15 protein-coding genes and 1 pseudogene are annotated in these 19,778 nt (G+C 70.5%); 13 read left to right on the plus strand and 3 right to left on the minus strand.

Annotation, left to right across the window (positions count from 1 at the left end; translation table 11 throughout):
• Positions 1 to 378: 378 nt before the first annotated feature.
• Positions 379 to 1,839: an LCP family protein gene (locus R0145_RS04560; RefSeq protein WP_317839227.1), complete on the minus strand. Its 1,461-nt coding sequence runs from the start codon at positions 1,837 to 1,839 to the stop codon at positions 379 to 381.
• Between the two features lie 139 nt (positions 1,840 to 1,978).
• On the opposite strand from R0145_RS04560, the gene R0145_RS04565 reads away from it, so the two are divergent.
• Entirely contained in the window at positions 1,979 to 3,553 is a 1,575-nt protein-coding gene (locus tag R0145_RS04565) for an LCP family protein (protein WP_317839228.1), read from the plus strand.
• A gap of 84 nt (positions 3,554 to 3,637) precedes the next feature.
• Positions 3,638 to 4,756 carry a glycosyltransferase family 2 protein gene (locus R0145_RS04570; protein WP_317839229.1) on the plus strand — a complete coding sequence of 373 codons (1,119 nt, stop codon included), beginning with the start codon at positions 3,638 to 3,640 and terminating at the stop codon, positions 4,754 to 4,756.
• A gap of 92 nt (positions 4,757 to 4,848) precedes the next feature.
• Here R0145_RS04570 and R0145_RS04575 read toward each other — a convergent pair whose 3' ends face one another.
• Entirely contained in the window at positions 4,849 to 5,631 is a 783-nt protein-coding gene (locus tag R0145_RS04575; protein WP_317839230.1) for a TIGR03089 family protein, read from the minus strand.
• Between the two features lie 1,698 nt (positions 5,632 to 7,329).
• Here R0145_RS04575 and R0145_RS04580 point away from each other — a divergent pair.
• The 3 genes from R0145_RS04580 to R0145_RS04590 all read left to right on the plus strand — a co-directional run bounded on the left by R0145_RS04580 (position 7,330) and on the right by R0145_RS04590 (position 9,981).
• Positions 7,330 to 8,451, plus strand: a complete 1,122-nt coding sequence (locus R0145_RS04580; protein WP_317839231.1) for a mannose-1-phosphate guanylyltransferase — start codon at positions 7,330 to 7,332, stop codon at positions 8,449 to 8,451.
• 50 nt (positions 8,452 to 8,501) lie between these two features.
• A complete protein-coding gene (locus R0145_RS04585; protein WP_317839232.1) occupies positions 8,502 to 9,398 on the plus strand; it encodes a hypothetical protein in 897 nt (298 codons plus the stop codon).
• A 319-nt stretch (positions 9,399 to 9,717) separates the two neighbouring features.
• Positions 9,718 to 9,981: a WhiB family transcriptional regulator gene (locus R0145_RS04590; RefSeq protein WP_317839233.1), complete on the plus strand. Its 264-nt coding sequence runs from the start codon at positions 9,718 to 9,720 to the stop codon at positions 9,979 to 9,981.
• Between the two features lie 202 nt (positions 9,982 to 10,183).
• On the opposite strand, the gene R0145_RS04595 is transcribed toward R0145_RS04590, so the two are convergent.
• The gene (locus R0145_RS04595; RefSeq protein ID WP_317839234.1) at positions 10,184 to 10,639 is read right to left on the minus strand and encodes a metallopeptidase family protein; all 456 of its coding nucleotides are present in this window, start codon (positions 10,637 to 10,639) and stop codon (positions 10,184 to 10,186) included.
• 185 nt (positions 10,640 to 10,824) lie between these two features.
• Between R0145_RS04595 and R0145_RS04600 the strand changes: the two genes are divergently transcribed.
• The 8 genes and pseudogenes from R0145_RS04600 (at position 10,825) to R0145_RS04635 (ending at position 19,714) form a co-directional block, all read left to right on the plus strand.
• Positions 10,825 to 11,241: a DUF3499 domain-containing protein gene (locus tag R0145_RS04600; RefSeq protein ID WP_317839235.1), complete on the plus strand. Its 417-nt coding sequence runs from the start codon at positions 10,825 to 10,827 to the stop codon at positions 11,239 to 11,241.
• A gap of 96 nt (positions 11,242 to 11,337) precedes the next feature.
• Positions 11,338 to 12,723 (plus strand): phosphomannomutase/phosphoglucomutase, encoded by a 1,386-nt coding sequence (gene manB, locus R0145_RS04605; protein WP_317839236.1) that lies wholly within the window; start codon positions 11,338 to 11,340, stop codon positions 12,721 to 12,723.
• A 97-nt stretch (positions 12,724 to 12,820) separates the two neighbouring features.
• Positions 12,821 to 12,997: pseudogene (locus R0145_RS04610) on the plus strand (Trm112 family protein); the annotation flags it as partial.
• A 98-nt stretch (positions 12,998 to 13,095) separates the two neighbouring features.
• Positions 13,096 to 14,124: an SIS domain-containing protein gene (locus R0145_RS04615; protein WP_317839237.1), complete on the plus strand. Its 1,029-nt coding sequence runs from the start codon at positions 13,096 to 13,098 to the stop codon at positions 14,122 to 14,124.
• A 64-nt stretch (positions 14,125 to 14,188) separates the two neighbouring features.
• Positions 14,189 to 14,632, plus strand: a complete 444-nt coding sequence (gene aroQ, locus R0145_RS04620) for a type II 3-dehydroquinate dehydratase (protein ID WP_317839238.1) — start codon at positions 14,189 to 14,191, stop codon at positions 14,630 to 14,632.
• Positions 14,633 to 14,716: 84 nt separating this feature from the next.
• The gene (gene ahcY, locus R0145_RS04625) at positions 14,717 to 16,174 is read left to right on the plus strand and encodes an adenosylhomocysteinase (RefSeq protein WP_317839239.1); all 1,458 of its coding nucleotides are present in this window, start codon (positions 14,717 to 14,719) and stop codon (positions 16,172 to 16,174) included.
• A 10-nt stretch (positions 16,175 to 16,184) separates the two neighbouring features.
• Positions 16,185 to 18,818 (plus strand): circularly permuted type 2 ATP-grasp protein, encoded by a 2,634-nt coding sequence (locus R0145_RS04630; RefSeq protein WP_317839240.1) that lies wholly within the window; start codon positions 16,185 to 16,187, stop codon positions 18,816 to 18,818.
• Entirely contained in the window at positions 18,815 to 19,714 is a 900-nt protein-coding gene (locus R0145_RS04635; RefSeq protein WP_317839241.1) for a transglutaminase family protein, read from the plus strand. Before R0145_RS04630 ends, R0145_RS04635 begins: the two co-directional genes overlap by 4 nt.
• Positions 19,715 to 19,778: the final 64 nt, after the last annotated feature.

A 19,778-nucleotide genomic window follows, 5' to 3' on the forward strand; every position in this document is an offset into this window, starting at 1 on the left:
TGGTGGAGCTGCGTTCTGAGGGGTGCGAATCGCGGAGTGCCTTCCGTGATCGGATCTACGACAGGCGAGATGTTAGCGTGGCTTTGGGCCAACTGCGACACGCTTGTGGGTACCGGAGCGGTTGGGGTGGCACCGGAGCCCAGGATGTGGATTCGATGCCATCCGATGCGGGGCGCGTCAACCGACCCGCACGACGTACAACTGGTACGGCGCGTGGCAGCGTGGCCGAGATCTGGTCCGGGAATATGAGAGATCCCGGGGCGAACTCAGTGCGGCGACGCCCGGCTGATCCCCCTCCTTCATGGCAGGCGCACACCGTCCCAGCGCGGCCGAGCCTCGTCCGTCCGAGAAGATCCGCGTCCCCAGCACGCTGAGACCTCAGTTCTTCTTGTCGAACTGTCCCAGGCCGGTGGTGTTGCCGGTCTGCAGGGCACGGAACACCACCTTGGCCTTCGCGTCGTCCCACAGCACCGCGTCGCCCGCCGGGGTGCGGTAGCTGGTGTTGGCCGCCGGCACGCTGAACGTGTGGCCGCCGCCCGACCCGACCACTGCGGCACCGTAGAGCAGCGCCATCGCGTCGAGCGGGCCGGTGTCGGTGCCGCGGCTGATCGCGCCGCGGACGGCGTTGTTGAGGCCGATCCAGCGGACCGGGTTGATCACGGTCAGCGGGGAGACGGCCTTGTGGACCGTCGCGCCGACCATCGCCCGCTGGCGCTGGATCCGGCCGATGTCGCCCAGTGGGTCGGCCTTGCGCATCCGGACGTAGCCCAGCGCCTGGGCGCCGGTGAGCGTCTGGCAGCCGGCCGGCAGGTCGACGTGGGCGTCCTTGTCGCTCATCGGGGCGTCGAGGCACATCCGGATCCCGCCGAGGGAATCGATGATGCTGACGAAGCCGTCGAACCCGAGCCCCACGTAACCGTCGATCCGGACCCCGGTGTCCTGCTCGATGGTCTGGGCCAGCAGTTGGGGACCGCCGAAGGCGTAGGCGGCGTTGATCTTGTTCTTGCCGTGCCCGGGGATCGCGACGTACGAGTCGCGGGGGATCGAGACCAGTGCGGGCGCACCGACCAGCGGGATGTGCAACAGCATGATGGTGTCGGTTCGGGCACTGTTCTCAGCGCCGCCGCCGTAGGCGTGGGTCTGGGAGGCGGTCAGTCCCACCCGGGAGTCCGATCCGGTCATCAGCAGCGTGATGCCCGGCTGACGGCCGGGCCGCTGGCCCGTCGAGGTCGCCTCGACCCGCGCCGAGCCGAACCAGGCCCAGGCCGGGAAGGCGAGCATGTACACCAACAGGACAGCGATCACTCCGACCGTCCAGCGCACCACCCGACGCCGTCGCGGGGCGCGTCCGCCGGGACCGGGCCGACCACCGCGAGGGAGCCGGGGTCCGGTCCCACCCGGCTCCCCCGGGCCGACGGCACCGGGCAGGGCGGCGGGGTCAGGCCGGCGACGCATCGCCGAGCGGGGCGGCGGCGCAGGGGCCGACGGCGGCTCGCGCCAAGGGTCGGCCGGGGAGGCGTACGGATCGGCCGGTGAGGCGTACGGAGCGCGGGACGGGGTGCCCGGAGGAGTCCGGCGGGGATCCGGCTCGGCGCGGCCGCGGGGGATGAACACCGCGGTGGCCGGCTGGTCGCGGCGCGCACCGTCGGCCGCCCCGGTCGACCGGCTGGCACCGGGCGCAACGGGGGGCGGGGCCGGCTGGCCGAAGTCGGAGGCCGCCCGTCCGCGTTCCGGGGTCGAGGGCGCGCCGGACGGCGCCGCATCCTCTCCGAAGGGCCGTGAGGGATCCGGCGCATCGTCCCGGCCGTAGAGCCAGTCGAGGTCGTCGCGTCCAGCCATGGGGGCCAAAATACCCGGGCGCGCTGAACACCCGGTGAAACCGCCCCGCGGCGTGGCGTTGCCGCGGACTGGGCAGCCCTGTCCTACTGTCAGAAGTGCTCCGAGAGCAAGGTCTGTCGTCCTCTCGAAAGTTCCCGTCGTGACCCATCGCCCGAGCGCCCAGCCAGTCGACCCGCAGCGTGCCGCGGAGGGCATCCGCGTGCGCCGTGGCACCGGACTGCTGCTGCTGAGCGCGGTCGCACCGGGCTCGGCCCAGTTGGTCGCCGGGAACCGCGCCGTCGGGGTGATCGCCCTGCGCTGCTGGGGGATCGTCCTTGCGCTGGTGGTCCTGCTCGGCGTCATCGGTGCCGTCTCCTGGGCCGCGCTGCTCACCGTCCTCGCCAATCCGCTGGTCACCGGCCTGGTCATCGTGGTGGCGGTGGTCGGCTCGCTGGGGTGGATCGGCCTGCTGGTCGACGCGTGGCGGCTCGCCTACCCGCCGGCGATGGAGCCCCGTCACCGCCGCGCCTTCGCCGCGGTGACCCTGACGTTGGTCGTGCTCGTCGGCAGCGTCGTCGGCGTGAGCGTACGGACCGTCGCCAGCGGCGCCCAACTGGTCGGCACGGTCTTCGCCGGTGGTGGCACCGGCAAGGCCACCGGCGGGCGGGTGAACATCCTCCTGCTCGGCGCCGATGCGGGCAAGAGCCGGGTCGGGCTGCGCCCTGATTCGCTGACCGTGGCCAGTGTCGACGTCGTCACCGGGCGGACCGTGCTGTTCTCGTTGCCGCGCAATCTGGAGGACGTTCCGTTCTCGGCCGGTTCGCCGATGCGCACCCTCTACCCGGCCGGGTTCAGCTGCCCCGACCACGAGTGCCTGCTCAACGCCGTCTACACCAGGGCCACCGAGGCCGCAGCCAAGGACCCGAAGCTCTACCCCGGTGTGGCCGACCCGGGCGCGCGCGCCACCAAGGAGGCCGTCGAGGGAGCCACCGGGCTGACCATCAACTACTACGCCATGATCGACATGGCCGGCTTCCAGGGGCTGATCGACGCCCTCGGCGGGATCACCCTCGACATCCGCAAGGACGTGCCGATCGGCGGCGGCACCTCCCCGATCCTCGGCTGGATCAGGGCGGGTGACGGAGTGCACCTGGACGGCCTGCACGCCCTGTGGTTCGCCCGCTCCCGCCAGGGGGCCAACGACTTCGAACGGATGCAGCGGCAGAAGTGCGTGATGACGGCCGTGCTGCACCAGGCCGATCCGGTGACCGTGGTCGCCAAGTTCGACGCGTTGGCGACCGCCGGCGGCAGTATCCTCACCACCGACATGCCGCCCAGCGACATCGGTCGGCTGACCGACCTCGCCGTCAAGGCCCGAGCGCTGCCGATCAGCAGCATCAGCTTCATTCCTCCACTGATCTACCCCGGCAGCCCGAAGTACGACGTGTTGCGGGCGAGTGTGAAGGACCACATCGCCCGGGCCGAAGAACTGGACCGGGAGGCCGCCGCGGCCAGTACTGCGACCGCGTCGTCGTCCGCTGCTGGTACTGCGGCGGCGGCCGGCGGCGCGTCCGGTCCCGCCACTCCGGTGACCACCACTGCGGCCAACACCTCGACCACGACGGCTCCAGCCACGTCATCCTCCTCCGCCGCGGTTTCCGCGACCCCTTCGCCCTCTCCCGGGCCGGAGGTGGACAACCTCGAGTCGATCTGCCGGGTGGCCACGAACGGGTAGGTCTGCCGGGTAGCCTCGGCGCGGTAGGCAGCCGTACGCCCGATAAGGTGCGTACGCCGCCCGACCGTGACCAGTGAGGAACCGATGACCCTCCCCCCGCAGGAAGCCGCCACCGACCCGGCCGCCTCGACCGGGCCCGCCCCGGGACAGCGCGTGGCCGGGCCCACGGTGACGCCGGAAGCGGTCGACACCACAACGGTCAGCGCCGGCCCCACCGCGGTCAGCGTGGTGATGCCGGTCCGCAACGAGTCGCGCCACCTCGAGGCGGCCGTGCGGCGGGTGCTGGACCAGGACTGCCCCGGCCCGCTCGAGGTCATCATCGCCGTCGGGCCGAGCCAGGACGACACCCGGGAGATCGCCGAGCGCCTCGCCACCGCGGACGAGCGGGTGCGGCTCGTCGACAACCCCACCGGCCGGACACCCGCCGGGCTCAACCGCGCCATCACCGCCTCGCGCCACGGCATCATCGTCCGGGTGGACGGGCACGGTGAACTGGGTGACGGGTACATCGCCACCGCCGTCGAGACGCTCGCCCGCACCGGGGCGGCGAACGTCGGCGGCATCATGGACGCCCAGGGTCGTACGCCTTTCGAACAAGCCGTGGCTGTTGCCTACACCAGCCGGCTCGGGCTGGGCGGGTCGACCTTCCACCTGCGGACCTCGCCCGAGGGGCCCGCGGACACCGTCTTCCTCGGCAGCTTCCGCAAGTCCGCGCTGGAGGCCGTCGGCGGCTACGACGAGACGCTGCACCGGGCCCAGGACTGGGAGCTGAACTACCGGCTGCGTCAGGCAGGAGAGCTGGTCTGGTTCACCCCCGCGATGCGGGTGACCTACCGGCCCCGGTCCACCTACCGGGCGCTGGCGCGCCAGTTCTACGACACCGGGAAGTGGCGCCGGGAGGTCGTCCGCCGACACCCCGACACCCTCAACGCCCGCTACCTCGCCCCGCCACTGGCCGTGCTGGGAGTGCTCGTCGGACTGGCCGCCGGCGGCCACGGCAGCTACCACAAGGTCGGCTGGATGAAGCTGGGGTGGCTCGCTCCGATCGGCTACCTCGTCGGAGTGGTCGTCGGCGCCGCGGCGCTGCGCCGGGAGCTGCCCTGGCAGGTGCGGATCCGGTTGCCGCTGGTCTTCGTCATCATGCACATGTGCTGGGGCCTGGGCTTCCTGGCCGGGTTGGGGGACGACCGCCCGGCCCACTGACCGCCGGCCTGGCCTCGTGGCCGGGGTGAGGTGCAGGACCTCGGGCGGCGGACGTCCGGTCCGCTGTCAGACGCCGGCGCTCGGCGCCGATCTCAGGCGGTGGCGCGTTCTGCCGCCGCGATCTGCGCCACCGTCGCGTCGTCGACCGGACCGTCGACGATCACCACCGACCCGTCACCCAGCACCGGGGCGACCAGAGCGGCCAGCACGGTGGCGTACGCCGTCGCCGGCCGGACCAGTCGCCGGCCGTACGATCCGTCGGGTGCATCGGTGATCAGCGACCCGGCGTCCTGAGCGACCTCCGCCCAGTCACGACTCGCACCGTCATCTCCGCCGCCCGTGCCCTGCCACAGTGGGGCGCCCGGGGTGGCCGGCGCCTGGACATAGACGTCGGGCTGGGACAACACCTCGGCCCCGTAGTCCAGTACCCCGGCGCCGGTCGGTCGCGGGAAGCCGAGGCCCAGTGGATGCAGCGAGCAGGCCGCTGTCGCCCGGGCGCCGAGCGCTCGGGCCGTCGGGAAGTCGTCGGCGTACTCCTCGGGCCCGGTCACCACGAGATCGGGCCGGGGCCCACCCTCGTCCGGTTCGCGGACCAGCACGCCCACCTGCCACAGCGCCGCCACCCAGGCCAGGGTGATCCAGTGCCCCGGATGGGTGGCGGCGAGCGGCAGGACGGCCACGTCGCCCTCGGCAAGGTCGAGCTCATCGGCGGCCAGGTTGGCTGTCTTGTCCACCCAGTTGACGAAGGTCCGCGCGGACAGTTCGACGCGTACGCCGCTGCTCGGTGCGTAGTAGGTGATCAGCGGGTCACCGCCGCGTCGGCGGACCCGGTCGCGCAGGGAGTGGTCGAAGGACAGCGATCCGGCGGTGCGCATGCGGAAGACCCTACTGCGGCCTGCGGGTGTGATGCGATGGGACCTGTCGTCGCCGTTCCACTGTCGAGATCGTTGCGTCCATGGCGGACTACCCTGCCGCAGGGGATCTGTCTGCTGGCTTGTGCGCTCGTTCTTTTTTGATGATTCAGGATCTTCGGCTCTGGTGTGAGCGTATGGAGAGATAAGTGATAGTGAAGACCGTTCCTCCAGCGCCGATGAGGAACAACCCCAAGAAGAGGCCGACCCCTTGGCCATGCCCACAGTAATTACCCATGCTTCTCATTTCTTCTGGAGAGTTCCAGCATCCGAGTGTTGGCAGGAGAAAATTTGAGAATCGTGCAATGAGTAAGAGAAGCGTCAGGCAGACTGCTGCTGTGCTCAGGAATGCAATTGATGCTGCTCGGATGGGTGGCTTCGACATGCTCCGTCCTGAAAACTAGGGGTAACAGGTTGAACAAACCCTACATCATTGAGAATGTGAGCACAAAGGAGCGGTGGCAGATGCGGCAGCATATCCCCTGGACGGGTTCTTGATTCGAGGGGAATGTTGCTCAGTTAATTTGCGCTTAGGGAAATTTTTGCGGTTTTGGGAACCAGTTTCGCTGAATCTCGGTCAGACTTTGACTCGTTGTCAGCCGCAGGAGTAGGGATGTCGTCCATCTCTCTGCCGACGCATCCGGGTGCTCGGAAGCCCTGGTTGACGTTGAACATCAAGACGGTGGGAACATCTCTAGCTACAGCGTCAGTAAGGCCCATGCATGTGGAGTCGATGGCACCAGTGAAACAGTCGTTACTGACGGGGTCGACGGCACCACTCATCGGTGAATTGCTCGCTGTTCCCGTCACACCGCGGATGCGGCTTTGAAAGGGGTAATAGTCTGGGAACTCTGGCTGGTCGGGTAAACGCTCGGGGTATGCAACTCCAACTGTCTGTGACATCACCGAGCAGGGGTCGGAGTAGATTGCCCAGTCAAAGTAAGGCTTTGCTGCGGCGACACTGAGTCCTTGGGGGGACTCGAAGGCCCAAAGTCGACACCACTTGAGCCGTCCCTGGCGGTCCAGAAGTTCTTGTCATCGTTCGGGCACCCATTTGTTATAGGATTTCTGGTTCCCGGCGCGTCGTTGAAGAGAGGTGTGGTGGAAATCGGAAGCGTGTCTTTTAGGGAATTCGTCCCTGACGTCATAGCATCTCTGCAGGCTTGGTCAACTCCACCCTTTGGGTGGATGGGTTTGCTGACTGATGCTCCTGCCCAAGTGGTCGCCAGTGTGTTGTGGTATGGCGATCTATTGGGTATTTCTTGAAGCCTGGGGGTTTGGTGACAGTTTTACCAGTGCCGAGACAAGTAGCTCAGTCGACTTATTTTCGGGACTTGGTGCGAGTTGATCGTAGTGTTGACGGGGTTGCCAGGTTCTGAACTCTGAGATCTTGGTCAAGAAATATACTTTCGTATAGTGAACCTTTGGTGCAGGCCTGCTGGGAGCGACGATGTGCCGAGGCTGTTTAGTGGGGCTGGGTGCCCACTTGCTGGCTGGCTGGCCGGCGGCCCGGCCAGCCAGCCAGACGAGACGAGCGACCGCGGGGTCTGCCGCGTTCGGGAGTTGACGACCAACGAAGTTTCGGGCCGGCCGAGGGTGAGGCGCCCGCCACACTCGGCTCCGCGTCTGCCCGGTGTCTGAGCGGACTGGCAGAATGAGGCCATGCCATCGACATCAACGGAAGCCCGCTCGGGATCCGGCGCCAACCGTCATGTTGTGATCGTTGCCGGAGGATCGGGGACACGGCTGTGGCCGCTGTCCCGCAAGGGGATGCCCAAGCAGCTGCTGCACCTGGTGGGTGACAAGAGCCTGCTGCGGCTCGCCTACGAGCGGGTGGAGGCGGTCGTCGGTGCCGATCACGTCTGGGTCTGCACCGGGGCCTCCTACCGGGATGTCGTCGAGGCGGAACTGCCGGAGATCGACCCCGAGCACATCCTCGGTGAGCCGATCGGCCGCGATTCGCTGAACGCCGTGGCCTGGCCGTCGGCGGTACTGGCCGCCCGTGACCCGGAGGCCTCCGTCGCGGTGGTCACCGCCGACCAGATCATGCGCCCCGTCGAGACGTTCCGGGAGCGGCTGGCGCTGGCGTACGACGTGGTCGAGGCCCGGCCCGACGCACTGGTGACCTTCGGGGTCGTGCCGACCACCGCCCACACCGGCTACGGCTACCTGCACCGCGGCGCGGAGATCGAGGGGTTCGACGATGTCACCGAGGTGGTGGAATTCCGCGAGAAGCCCGACCGGGCGACCGCCGAGCAGTACCTGACCTCCGGCGAGTACTGGTGGAACTCCGGCATGTTCGTCTGGCGGGCCCGGACCTTCCTCGACCAGCTCCGCCAGTTGGCCCCCCAGTCGTACGACATCGTCACCGCCATCGCCGCGGACCCGTCCCGGGTCGGCGAGCTGTTCCCCCAGGCTCCCAAGATCAGCGTGGACTACGCCATCATGGAGCCGGTCTCCCGCGGCGAGGGCAGCGCCCAGGTGCTCGCCGTCGCCCTGCCGATCCAGTGGTACGACATCGGCGGGTTCCCGGCACTGGCCGAACAACTGCCCCACGACGCGGACGGCAACGCGGGCGAGGGCGCCGTCGTGCACCTGGACACCCACGACACGCTGGTGATCAACCGGACCGACGACGGCCACCTGGTCGCCACCGTCGGCCTGGCCGACATCGTCGTCGTCCGCACCTCCGACGTCACCCTCGTCTGCCCGAAGGGCGACACCGAACGGATCAAGCAACTGGTGGCCACGGTCCGCGACCAGGCCGGCGAGGCCTTCGTCTGATCCACCGCCCGGCTTCCCGAGGAGCCGGCTTCCCTTACGGAGAGAGAGCCATGCCCGATGTCCTGACGGAGGTGCGCAAACGGCGTGGGCCGTTCACCCGGGTGGTGATCGCCCTGGTGGTGGCCTGGTGGGTGCTGGGGGTCGTCCGGATGGTGCTCGCCGTGGTCAGCGGCCTCCCGCCGCTGGAGGCCGCGGCACGTCATGCCCAGGACCTCGTCTCGGTCCCGGTGATCCTGGTGCTGCTGCTCCTGGCCGTGGCGGATGTCTGGGTGCGGCCCCGGCTGGAGAACGCTGTCCGGCTGACCCGTCAGGCGACCTGGGTGGGCTCGCTCGCCGTCGGGACGTCGATCGCGGTCGGTGTCGCCGGCCTGTGGTCGCCGTCGTTGCGGTCCAGCGACCGGGCCCTGGAGGTGGCCGACATCGTCGTGTCCTCGGTGGTCCCGGTGCTGCTGTGCGTGGTGCTGGCGACCGTCGCCGGCGCCGCGCGACGCGCGGGTCAGGGGGACGAGGCACCCCCGTCGGGGGCCGCGGCCGGGACGAACGGTGCGGAGGCGGAGACTGCGGCCGGGACGGACGCCTCGACCGCCGTTCCGGGAGGCGGAACGTCGGCGGCCGGTGGCGAGGCGGCCCGCCGGGAGCCCGATCCGACCGCCGGCGCCGCCTGGCACAGTGCGGCCGATGCCGCCCACGGCCGCGAGGCGATGTCCTGGGGGGACACCACGACACCGTTCGGGTGGGAGTCCGGGCCCGGCGCCGCACCCCTCGAATCGGCCGGTGCCCAGGGCACCGGGCCGGATGATCCGTCGGCGGAGCGTACGCCGCGGGTCGGTGAACCAGGGGATCGTGCGTCCTCGACGGCCACCCCGGAGACAAACGGGAAGGCGGCGTTGGGTCCGGGCCGGATCGACCCCGATCTGTGGCGTACGCCGGGCAGTGATCCCCGGTGACCGGGTGATCCGCTGACCCCCCCCGTTTCCGGGTGCAGCATTAGTCCCCGCCGGAGCGCCATCCGACACGCGGTGTAGTAGCCAAGTTGTTGTCGTTGTGCGTTGCGCGGGGCCGTTCCGATGACGTAATCTCGGACTCACACCCGGGGATCACATCAGTGTAATCCCAATGGTGTGACTCGATCTCCCGGCGGGATCGGGCCACATCGACGGGCGTCTACAACCAGACCGAGGCCGGTCCCCAGGTCCGGCCAACCGACACGATTTCGGCTGTCCGAACCCCCCGCGGGCAGTTCATCCGGGAAACCAGGAGGAACGCATGGACGAATGGCTGACAGTCCTCGATGGAGGTGACGACGAGGGCATTCTGGGCTGGCAGGAGCGCGCCCTGTGCGCGCAGACGGACCCCGAGGCCTTCTTCCCCGAGAAGGGCGGATCGACCCGTGAGGCGAAGGCCGTCTGCCAATCCTGTGACGTACGCGCGGAATGCCTCGATTACGCCTTGGCACATGACGAGCGATTCGGGATCTGGGGCGGCTTGAGCGAGCGGGAACGCCGCAAGCTCAAGAAGCAGATCGTCTGATGCACAGATCCCCAGATACCGCTGGAACAGCGGCTCCGAATTGCCTGTCCGACGGAAGCGGCACCCTATTCCAGGGTGCCGCTTCTGGTTTCTGCCGGAATCCCGGAGCCGGGATCGTCGGTTCCGCGGGGGAGTCGGCTTCCTGGAGACGGGTGCCCGATTCCGTGCTATCGATCAGTTGATCGAGGCGGCGGGATGCAGATCACTCGTCGTCGGACTCGCCTTCCGGGTCGATCTCGTCGGGCGGTAGGCCGGTGACCACGGAGAGCTGTTCCACCAGCGTGCGGCGTACCAGGATCCGCAGACCCTCCCGCGAGGCCGCCCGCAGTTGCAGCGGCCGACGATAGAGCACCACTTCCGCGGCCCGACCGTCCGGTGATTCCACCGCGGCGGCCAGCGGCACGCTGTCGTGGGCCCAGGAGGCGGGCAGGTCCGGGACGTCCTCCATGCCGACCGAGATGCCGTCGAGCACCCGTGGAGCGGTGGCGGCGATCGCGGCGATGGCATCCGCCAGCGCCCCGGCGAAGTACTCGCGGTCGTCGGGCGGATGCGGGGCCCGGACCGGCCGGCCGGTCCAGGGATTGGGCAGTGCGAGGGGACCACGCAACCCGCGCCCGTGCCGGTCCCGTCGGTGCGGGCGGTACCAGGAGCTGGACATGCCGGCCAGGATAGTCGGCGTCCCGATCCCGCGGGGACCCGAACGCGGCGCCGCGACGGTCGACCCGGGGCGCTACGACAGCTCACCCGGACGGGCTCCCATCCCGAGCCACCCCGAGGGCGGGGCCGCGACACGATCGCGCCGCTTTCCCTGGGACCGGAACCCGGGGGAGTACCGTTCGTGGGGTGACGACCAGGCGGTGTACGCGATCAGGCTGCGGCCGATCGGCAGTGGCGACCCTGACCTTCGCGTACGCGGATCAGCAGGTCGTGCTGGGTCCCCTCTCGGCGCGCTCCGAGCCGGCGGCGTACGACCTGTGTCTGGAGCACTCGCAGCGGCTGTCCGTGCCGCGTGGCTGGGACGTGATCCGGCTGCCGCTCACCGGCCGGCCGGAGCAGCCCGATGCCGATGACCTGATGGCGCTGGCGGACGCGATCCGCCGGGTCGGTCTGGCCGAGGACGAGCCGGTCGGTCCGGGCGACTTCGCGGAGCGGGCCGACGTCCGGGAGGTGGCCCACAAGGGCCATCTGACCATGCTGAAGGACTCCGGCGGCACCGAGGGCGGGCGGACGGCCCGGACCCGCGGATCGCGCCCGTCCTGAGCCGGATCCGCCCGAGGTGCGTGGGGTGTCAGATACCGGGCCGGTTCCACGAACCGGCGCCGACGCGGCCATCGGGAAGGGATAGGATCGCCGACGATGCTTCAGGATCAGATCTTCAAGGCCAATGACATCCGTGGTGTGACCTCGGGCGACAGCCCGGAATGGGACACTGCCGGTGCCGCCGCTCTCGGCGTCGCATACGTCCGCCTGATGAAGGGGGCGGACGGAGGTCCGGTGGAGTTCGTCGTCGGGCGGGACATGCGCACCAGCGGCCCGGACTTCTCCGCGGCGTTCGTCGCGGGGGCTCGCAGTGAAGGGGCTCGGGTGGTCGTCGCCGGCCTCACCTCGACCGACGAGCTGTGGTTCGTGTCCGGCCACCTGGACCTGCCGGGGATCACCTTCACCGCCTCCCACAACCCGGCGCGCTACAACGGCGTGAAGTTCTGCCTGGCCGGCGCCCGGCCGGTCACCCCCGAGTTCCTGCGGCAGCTGAAGCACGACGCGCAGGCGTTGGACACTGCCGGCCTGGACCTGGCCGCGATCGCCACGGCCGCCCGGACCTGCGGATCCGCCCGCGAGCAGGACTACCTGGCCGAGTACGCCGCGCACCTGCACGCCCTGGTGCCGCTGGACGGCATCCGGCGGCTCAAGGTCGTGGTCGATGCCGGCAATGGCATGGCCGGGCACACCGCTCCCAGCGTCCTCGGGCCGCTCAACCTTGACCTCGACGTGCTGTACGGCGACCTGGACGGCACCTTCCCGAACCACCAGCCGAACCCGTTGATCCCGGAGAACCTTGTGGACGCGCAGCGGCGCGTGGTGGAGACCGGCGCCGACCTGGCGCTGGTGTTCGACGGGGACGCCGACCGGTGCTTCGCCATCGACGAGACCGGCGCGGTCGTCGATCCGTCCGCCATCACCGCGATGATCGCCGAACAGGAACTCGCCCGGGAGCCCGGCGCCACCATCGTGATCAACACGATCACCTCCGCCTCGGTGCCGGAGATCGTCACCGAGAACGGTGGCACCACCGTCACCTCCCGGGTCGGCCACACCTACGTCAAGGCCCTGATGGCCGAGCACGACGCGATCTTCGGCGGCGAGCACTCGGCGCACTACTACTTCCGGGACTTCTACTTCGCCGACACCGGCATGCTCGCCGGCCTGCACGTGCTGTCCCTGCTGGGCCACTCCGACCGGCCACTGTCCCAGCTCGTCGCCAAGTACATCCGCCGGGTCGGGTCGGGGGAGATCAACTCCGACGTCGATGACCAGCAGGCGTCGATGGACCTCGTCGCCCGGGCGTTCGACGGTCGCGGCACGCAGGACCGGGTCGACGGGCTGACGGTCCGTGGCGACGGCTGGCGGGTCAACCTGCGCCCGTCGAACACCGAGCCCCTGCTGCGGCTCAACGTCGAGGCGGTCGACCGGGCCACGATGGAGTCGCTCCGCGACGAGGTCCTCGGCCTGGTCCGCGGCTGAGCCGCCGTCCCGCCGCGGTGGCACTCCCGGGCGGCGGGACACTCCTAGACTGACTGCAACCGACCCGCCGGCACCGGCGGGCAGCGAGGAGACTGAGATGGCCGTCGACCTGGACCCGGCACTGCTCGATGTGCTGGCCTGTCCGAACTGCCATGCGCCGTTGGCGGTGGACCACGACCGCAACGAACTGGTCTGCACTGGCAACGGATGTGGCCTGGCATACCCGGTGCGGGACGGGATCCCGGTGCTGCTGGTCGACGAGGCGCGCAATCCGCACGGCGTCGACACCGGGCGTGGTCGCCCCGGCCTCGGCGGGGCCGGAGCCGATGCCGGTCGGCGAGACGACCACGGCGAGTAGGGGGCCGGACGACGATGGCGGATTTCGACGACTCGCGCCTCGACGACCGTGAGGTCCTGCAGGCGTACGACGCCCCACTGCGGCACCTCGCCGAGTGCGGCGCGCGGCTGCGCGGGGAGTGGTACGGCGCCTCCGCCACGATCCTCGAGCTGGCCGAGGCCGACCGGCCCCGGGCGGTGATCGCCGTCGGGACCGACGCGCGGCTGATCCGCGCCGTGCTCGAACCGATCTGCCCGGTGCCCTTCGTGGCCTGGCCGCGCCAGGGTCTGCCGGGCTGGGTCGGCCCGCTCGACCTGGTGCTGATCATGGCGGCCGAGGGATCGGACCCGGCGCTGATCGAATCCGCGCAGGAGGCGACCCGGCGAGGGGCCCGGATCGTGATCGCCGCACCCGCGGCGTCGTCGGTGGCGGAGTTCGCCGCCTCGCGCAGCACCACGCTCGTCCCCACCTCGACCGGCGACCCGCTGGCCGCGGTGATGATCATGCTCGCCGCCCTGCACGAACTGCGCCTCGGACCGCCGGTGTCGGTGGAGTCCATCGCGGATGCCGCGGACATGGTCGCCGAGGCGGCCTCCCCGTTCCTCGACCTGTCGGCGAACCCGGCCAAGGGCCTGGCCTGCGCGATGGCCGACGCCCAGCCGCTGGTGTGGGGAGGGTCCGTGCTGGCCGCCCGCGCCGGGCGACGTGTCGCGGGGTCGCTGCGTACGGTGACCGGCCGGGCCGCCCTCTCGGCCGATGCGCGCGAGCTGATGGCCGTGATCGAGGCCACCGAACCCGCCGACCCGTTCGCCGACCCGTTCGAGGACGCACCGAGCGCGGATCGGCGTCCCCACCTGCTGATCCTCGACGACGGCGACAGCCACGCCGACGTCACCCGGGCCGCCGGGGCCCTCCGCGCGGCGTGCAATCGGGTGGACGTACGCAGCGACTCGCTGGAGGCGCGGGAGGGGGAGGACCTGGCCCGCTACGTGATGCTGCTGCAGAAGGGACGCTTCACCGCGGCCTACCTGGGGATCGGACTCGGCACCACGTCCCTGGGGTGAGCGCGTCGGGCATCGCCTGTCGGGCAGGTCTACGCCACTGTCGGGCGAGTCGTACGCTGCCGTCATGCAGAAGGTCCTCGTCCTCAACGGTCCCAACCTGGGGCGGCTCGGCACCCGCGAGCCGGCCACCTACGGCACCACTACGTACGCCCAGCTCGTCGACCTGTGCCGCGCGACCGGCGCCGAGCTGGGGCTCGACGTCGAGGTGCGCCAGACCGACGCCGAGTACGAGATGATCGGCTGGCTGCACGAGGCCGCGGACGCCTCGCTGCCGGTCGTCCTCAACTCCGCCGCGTGGACCCACTACTCGATCGCGGTCGCCGACGCGGTCGCCCAGCGCACCGCCCCGCTGATCGAGCTGCACATCTCCAACGTGCATGCGCGCGAGGAGTTCCGCCACCATTCGTACATCACGCCGTACGCCACCGGGGTGATCGCCGGTCTGGGCATCCAGGGGTACGTCGCAGCGCTGGGATGGATCGCAGCCCAGGCCCGATCCGAGGCCTGAGTCCCTCCTGGCCGCGCCACGTCGGTCGCTCCGGGCGGCTCGGCGTGGCGCGGGCCACCTCCGCACCGAGTAGCATCTGCGCTCATGGACAACCGCGTCGCTGACCTGACCCTGGCCGACTTCGGCCGTCGCGAGATCACCCTCGCCGAACACGAGATGCCGGGCCTGATGGCGATGCGGGACACGTACGGCCCCCAGCAGCCGTTGGCGGGGGCGCGGATCGCCGGGTCGTTGCACATGACCATCCAGACCGCGGTGCTGATCGAGACCCTGGTGGCGCTGGGCGCCCGGGTCCGCTGGGCGTCCTGCAACATCTTCTCCACCCAGGACCACGCCGCGGCCGCCATCGCGGTCGGCGACGGCACCGCCGAGGAGCCGACAGGCCAGCCGGTGTTCGCCTGGAAGGGCGAGACCCTCGACGAGTACTGGTGGGCCGCCACCCAGACCTTCCGCTGGCCCGACGGCCAGTTGCCGACGATGATCCTGGACGACGGCGGCGACGCCACCCTGCTGGCCCACCTCGGCGCCCGCCACCAGCGCGCCGGCACCCTGCCCGACCCGGCGGCGGCCGGCTCCGACGAGGAGCGGGCCCTGTTCGGCGCGCTGCGCAGCACCCTGGAGGACGGGACGGTCGACTGGATCGCCGTCGCCGACAGCATCCAGGGGGTGACCGAGGAGACCACCACCGGTGTCCACCGGCTCTACCAGGCCGAGCGGGACGGCACCCTGCTGTGGCCGGCGATCAACGTCAACGACGCGGTGACCAAGTCGAAGTTCGACAACGTCTACGGCGTCCGCCACTCACTGATCGACGGGATCAACCGGGCCACCGACGTGCTGATCGGCGGCAAGGTCGCGGTGATCTGCGGCTACGGCGACGTCGGCAAGGGCTGCGCCCAGTCGTTGCGCGGCCAGGGCGCCCGGGTGATCGTCACCGAGATCGACCCGATCTGTGCCCTGCAGGCGGCGATGGACGGCTACCAGGTCGCCACCCTCGACGAGGTGATCGGGGTGGGTGATCTCTTCGTCACCGCCACCGGCTGCTGCGACGTCATCTCCGCCGAGCAGATGGCGCGGATGAAGCACCAGGCGATCGTCGGCAACATCGGTCACTTCGACAACGAGATCGACATGGCCGGGCTGACCGGCTGGCCCGGTGTGCGGCGGACGACGATCAAGCCGCAGGTCGACGAGTGGGTCTTCCCGGCCGGCACCACGAAGTCCGGCGCCGAGGTCGCGGAGCACGCCATCATCGTGCTGTCCGAGGGCCGCCTGCTCAACCTCGGCAACGCCACCGGCCACCCGAGCTTCGTGATGTCCAACTCCTTCACCAACCAGGTGCTCGGCCAGATCGAGCTCATGACCCACCACGACGCCTACCCGGTCGGCGTGCACCGGTTGCCGAAGCAACTGGACGAGATGGTGGCCCGCCTCCACCTCGGCTCGTTGGGGGTGCACCTGTCGACGCTGACCGAGAAGCAGGCCGACTACCTCGGCGTGCCGGTCGAGGGGCCCTACAAGCCGGACTTCTACCGCTACTGAGGGGCCGACGATGGACGTCGGACGGGACCACGTCCCGGCATCGTACGACGAGTTCCGGGCACCGGACGGCACCCTGCGGGTGGGCTGGGCCGAACTCGCCGCCTTGACCGAAGCATCGTTCGACTGGGCCGCCCGACAGCGGGAGATCGACCGGCGGCTGGCCGACGACAACGTCACCTACCGCCCCTGGACGACCCGCGACGCCATCGACGTACGCCACGGTGACGATGACGAGGAGGTGGCCGCGCCGCAGCCCTGGCAGCTCGATCCGCTCCCGCTGGTGCTGCACTCCCGGGAGTGGCGCGAGCTCGAGTCCGGCCTGGTGCAGCGCGCCGAGCTGCTCTCCGCCGTCTTCGCGGACCTGTACGGCGACCGGCGGCTGCTGGCCGACGGGATCCTGCCGCCCGAGGTGGTGATGGGCCACCCTGGCTACCTGCGTCCACTGATCGGGGCCCAGCAGCCCGGCGGGCTGTTCATGGTCGGGGCGACCATCGGCCGGGATGCCGACGGCGGCTGGCGGCTGCGCGCCCAGGAGACCCAGGCGCCGGTCGGCGCCGGCTACGCGATGGAGAACCGGCGGGTGCTGTCCCGCGTGCACGCCGAGCTGTACCGCGCGGCCGACCTGATCCGGCTCACCCCGTTCTACCAGGCGATGCGCGTCGCGCTGGTCGAATCGGGCCCCAGCGACGTCGAGGATCCCCACGTCGTGGTGCTCACCCCGGGCACCCACGCGGCCACCGCGTTCGACCAGGCGTTTCTGGCCAGCCGGCTCGGGTTCCCGCTGGTCGAGGGCAGCGACCTCGTCGTCCGTGACGGCCGGCTGTGGCTGCGCTCACTCGGCCACCTCGAGCCGGTCGACGTCGTCTTCCGGCATGTCCCGGCCGGGGCCACCGACCCGCTCGAGCTGCAGCCCGGCTCCCGCCTCGGCGTGGCCGGGCTGACCGAGGTGGTGCGGCGCGGCGCGGTCTCGGTGGTCAACTCGCTGGGCACCGGTGTGCTGGAGAACCCCGGCCTGATGGCCTTCGACGACGCCATCTGCCATGTCCTGCTCGACGAGCCGCTCCGGCTGCCGTCATTGCCGACCTGGTGGTGCGGTGAGGACTCCGCCCGCAGCCATGTCCGTACGCATCTGGCGGAGCTGCAAATCGCCCACATCGGGTCCGGGCGCACCTGGGAGGGCCCGTTGCTCAGTGCGGCCGAGCGCGATGACCTGGTCCGCCGGGTCGAGGATGCGCCCCACCTCTACGTCGGTCAGCGACTGCTGCCGCTGTCGACCAGTCCGGCGGTGCGCGGCGGTCAGGTCGTCCCCGCACCGTTCCAGCTCATCGGCTACCTGATCCGGCGCGGCGCTTCGTACGCCGCCCTGCCGGGTGGACTCGGCGAACTCGTCGACGAGCGGGTCGCCACCACCGCCGTGCCCACCGCGGTCTCCGGGCGGCCGACGAAAGACCTGTGGATCGTCGGCAGTGACCTGCCGACCACGGCCGAGGCCGAGGGCGACGCCGCCGCCGAACTGATGGTCGGCGTCGGCGCGATGGTGCCGCGCGTGCTCGACGACATGTACTGGATGGGCCGCTACGCCGAGCGTGCCGAGGATGTCGTCCGGCTGGTCAGCGCCACCCACCACGTGCTGGTCGAGGTGAACATGGTGTGCCGGCCCGGTTCCGCCGTCGATCTGCTCCTTGATGCCCTCTACGCCCTCACCGCCACCCCCCGGCCGGGGGAGGGGGTCAGCGCCCTGCGGCAGCTGCGGACCCAGCTGGTCAGCCGATCACGGCGTGGCACTGTCGCCCGCTCGCTGGCCCGGCTCAGCCACGCCGCGGACGGCGTACGCGACCAGCTCTCCTCCGATCTGTGGGTCGTGCTGGCCGGCGCAGAGCGCGCCCTGGACGAGCTGCGCCGAGCCGATCCCGAGGACTCCAGCAAGCTGGTGGATGCCGCTGAGCGCAGTCTCGTCGCGCTGCTGGCGCTCAACGGGATCACCGCGGAGAACATGGTCCGCGACGCCGGCTGGCAGTTCCTCGACTCCGGACGGGCACTCGAACGAGCCATCCAGGTGGTGGGCCTGCTGCAGTCGTGTTTCTCGGCTCCGGCGTTGCGGGCCGGGGTGACCGCTGACGCGGAGGGTCGCTGGTCCCCCCCACCGCAGGAGATGGTGCTCACCGCGGCGATGACCGCGGCGGAAAGCGTGGTGACCCATCGTCGCCGGCACGGTGGCCGGCCCGAGCTCGGGGCCGTGCTCGACCTGTTGGTCGCCGACTCGAGCAACCCCCGCTCGGTCGCCTTCCAAGTGCAGCGCCTGCAGCGGGCCCTCGCCCGGCTGCCGCACGCGCCGACCACCGGGCGGCCGCAGCGGCTGCTCGCGGACCTTGCCGACCTCTGCACCGGTGCCGCCGTCCAGCGGGTGTGTCACGGCGAACCAGCCGTTCCGGCCCCGCCTGGCGACGGGACCGGCGCCGGCTCCGAACGGCGGCCGGCGCCCAATCCGGTGCAGTGCGTGGACGACTATCTCACCGACCTGCGGTCGCGACTGTTCCGGGTCTCGGAGGCGATCGCGGAGGCCTATCTGCGGCGTGCGCCGCAACCGCGCCCGCTGTGGGTGGCCGCCGAGCGGCCACCCGGGCCGGGCGGGGGTGGCATGTGAGGACCTACCGGATCCGCCACCAGACGGCGTACCACTACGAACGCCGGGTCACCTCGAGTTACGGGCTCTACCACCTGGTCCCCCGGGAGGATGCCCGGCAGCATCTGCTCGGTCACCGGATCGACGTCGACCCGGTTCCGTCCGATCGGGTTACGGACGTCGATGTGTACGGAAACACCCGCACCTGGTACCACGTCACCGAACCGCACACCGACCTGGTGATCATCGGGACCACGGACCTGACCGTGGCAGCGCAGACAGTGCCGGTCGAGGCCCTCGCGCTGCCCTGGGAGCGGTGCCGCCCCGAGCAGCGTCGCGACATCGCCGACTGGTGGCGTGCCGTCGACCTCACTCTGCCCTCGCCGCGGGTGGACGTGCTGCCCGAGGTCGCCGGGTACGCCGCGCCCTCCTTTCCGCCCGGCCGGCCGGTGGGGGAGGCGGTCGAGGAGCTCAACCGCCGCATCCACGCCGACTTCGCGTACGACCCGAAGGCCACCACGGTGACCACCCGGGTCGGCGAGGTGCTGCGGATCCGCGCCGGCGTCTGCCAGGACTTCGCCCAGCTGATGGTCTCCTGCCTGCGGTCGGTCGGGCTGGCCGGCCGGTACGTGTCCGGCTACCTGGCCACCGTCCCCGCGCCGGGGCAGCCGCGCAACATCGGGGCGGACGCGACCCACGCCTGGGCCGGGGTATGGATCCCCGGCGCCGACTGGTACGACCTCGACCCGACCAACGACCGTCCGGTCGACGAGTCGCACGCCACCGTGGCATGGGGCCGGGACTACTCGGACGTGGCGCCGGTGCGCGGGGTGATCTTCGGCGACGGTGGCGGGTCGTCGATGAAGGTCAGCGTCGACATGGCGCCGCTCGAGGTGTCGACCTTCCCGGCACCCTGAGCCGAGTCCGACCGGCGGGGAAATCATCTGATCCTCGACTGGATGACGTGGATCTGATCGCGAA

This window comes from Raineyella sp. W15-4, from assembly GCF_033170155.1.
Classification (GTDB): domain Bacteria; phylum Actinomycetota; class Actinomycetes; order Propionibacteriales; family Propionibacteriaceae; genus Raineyella.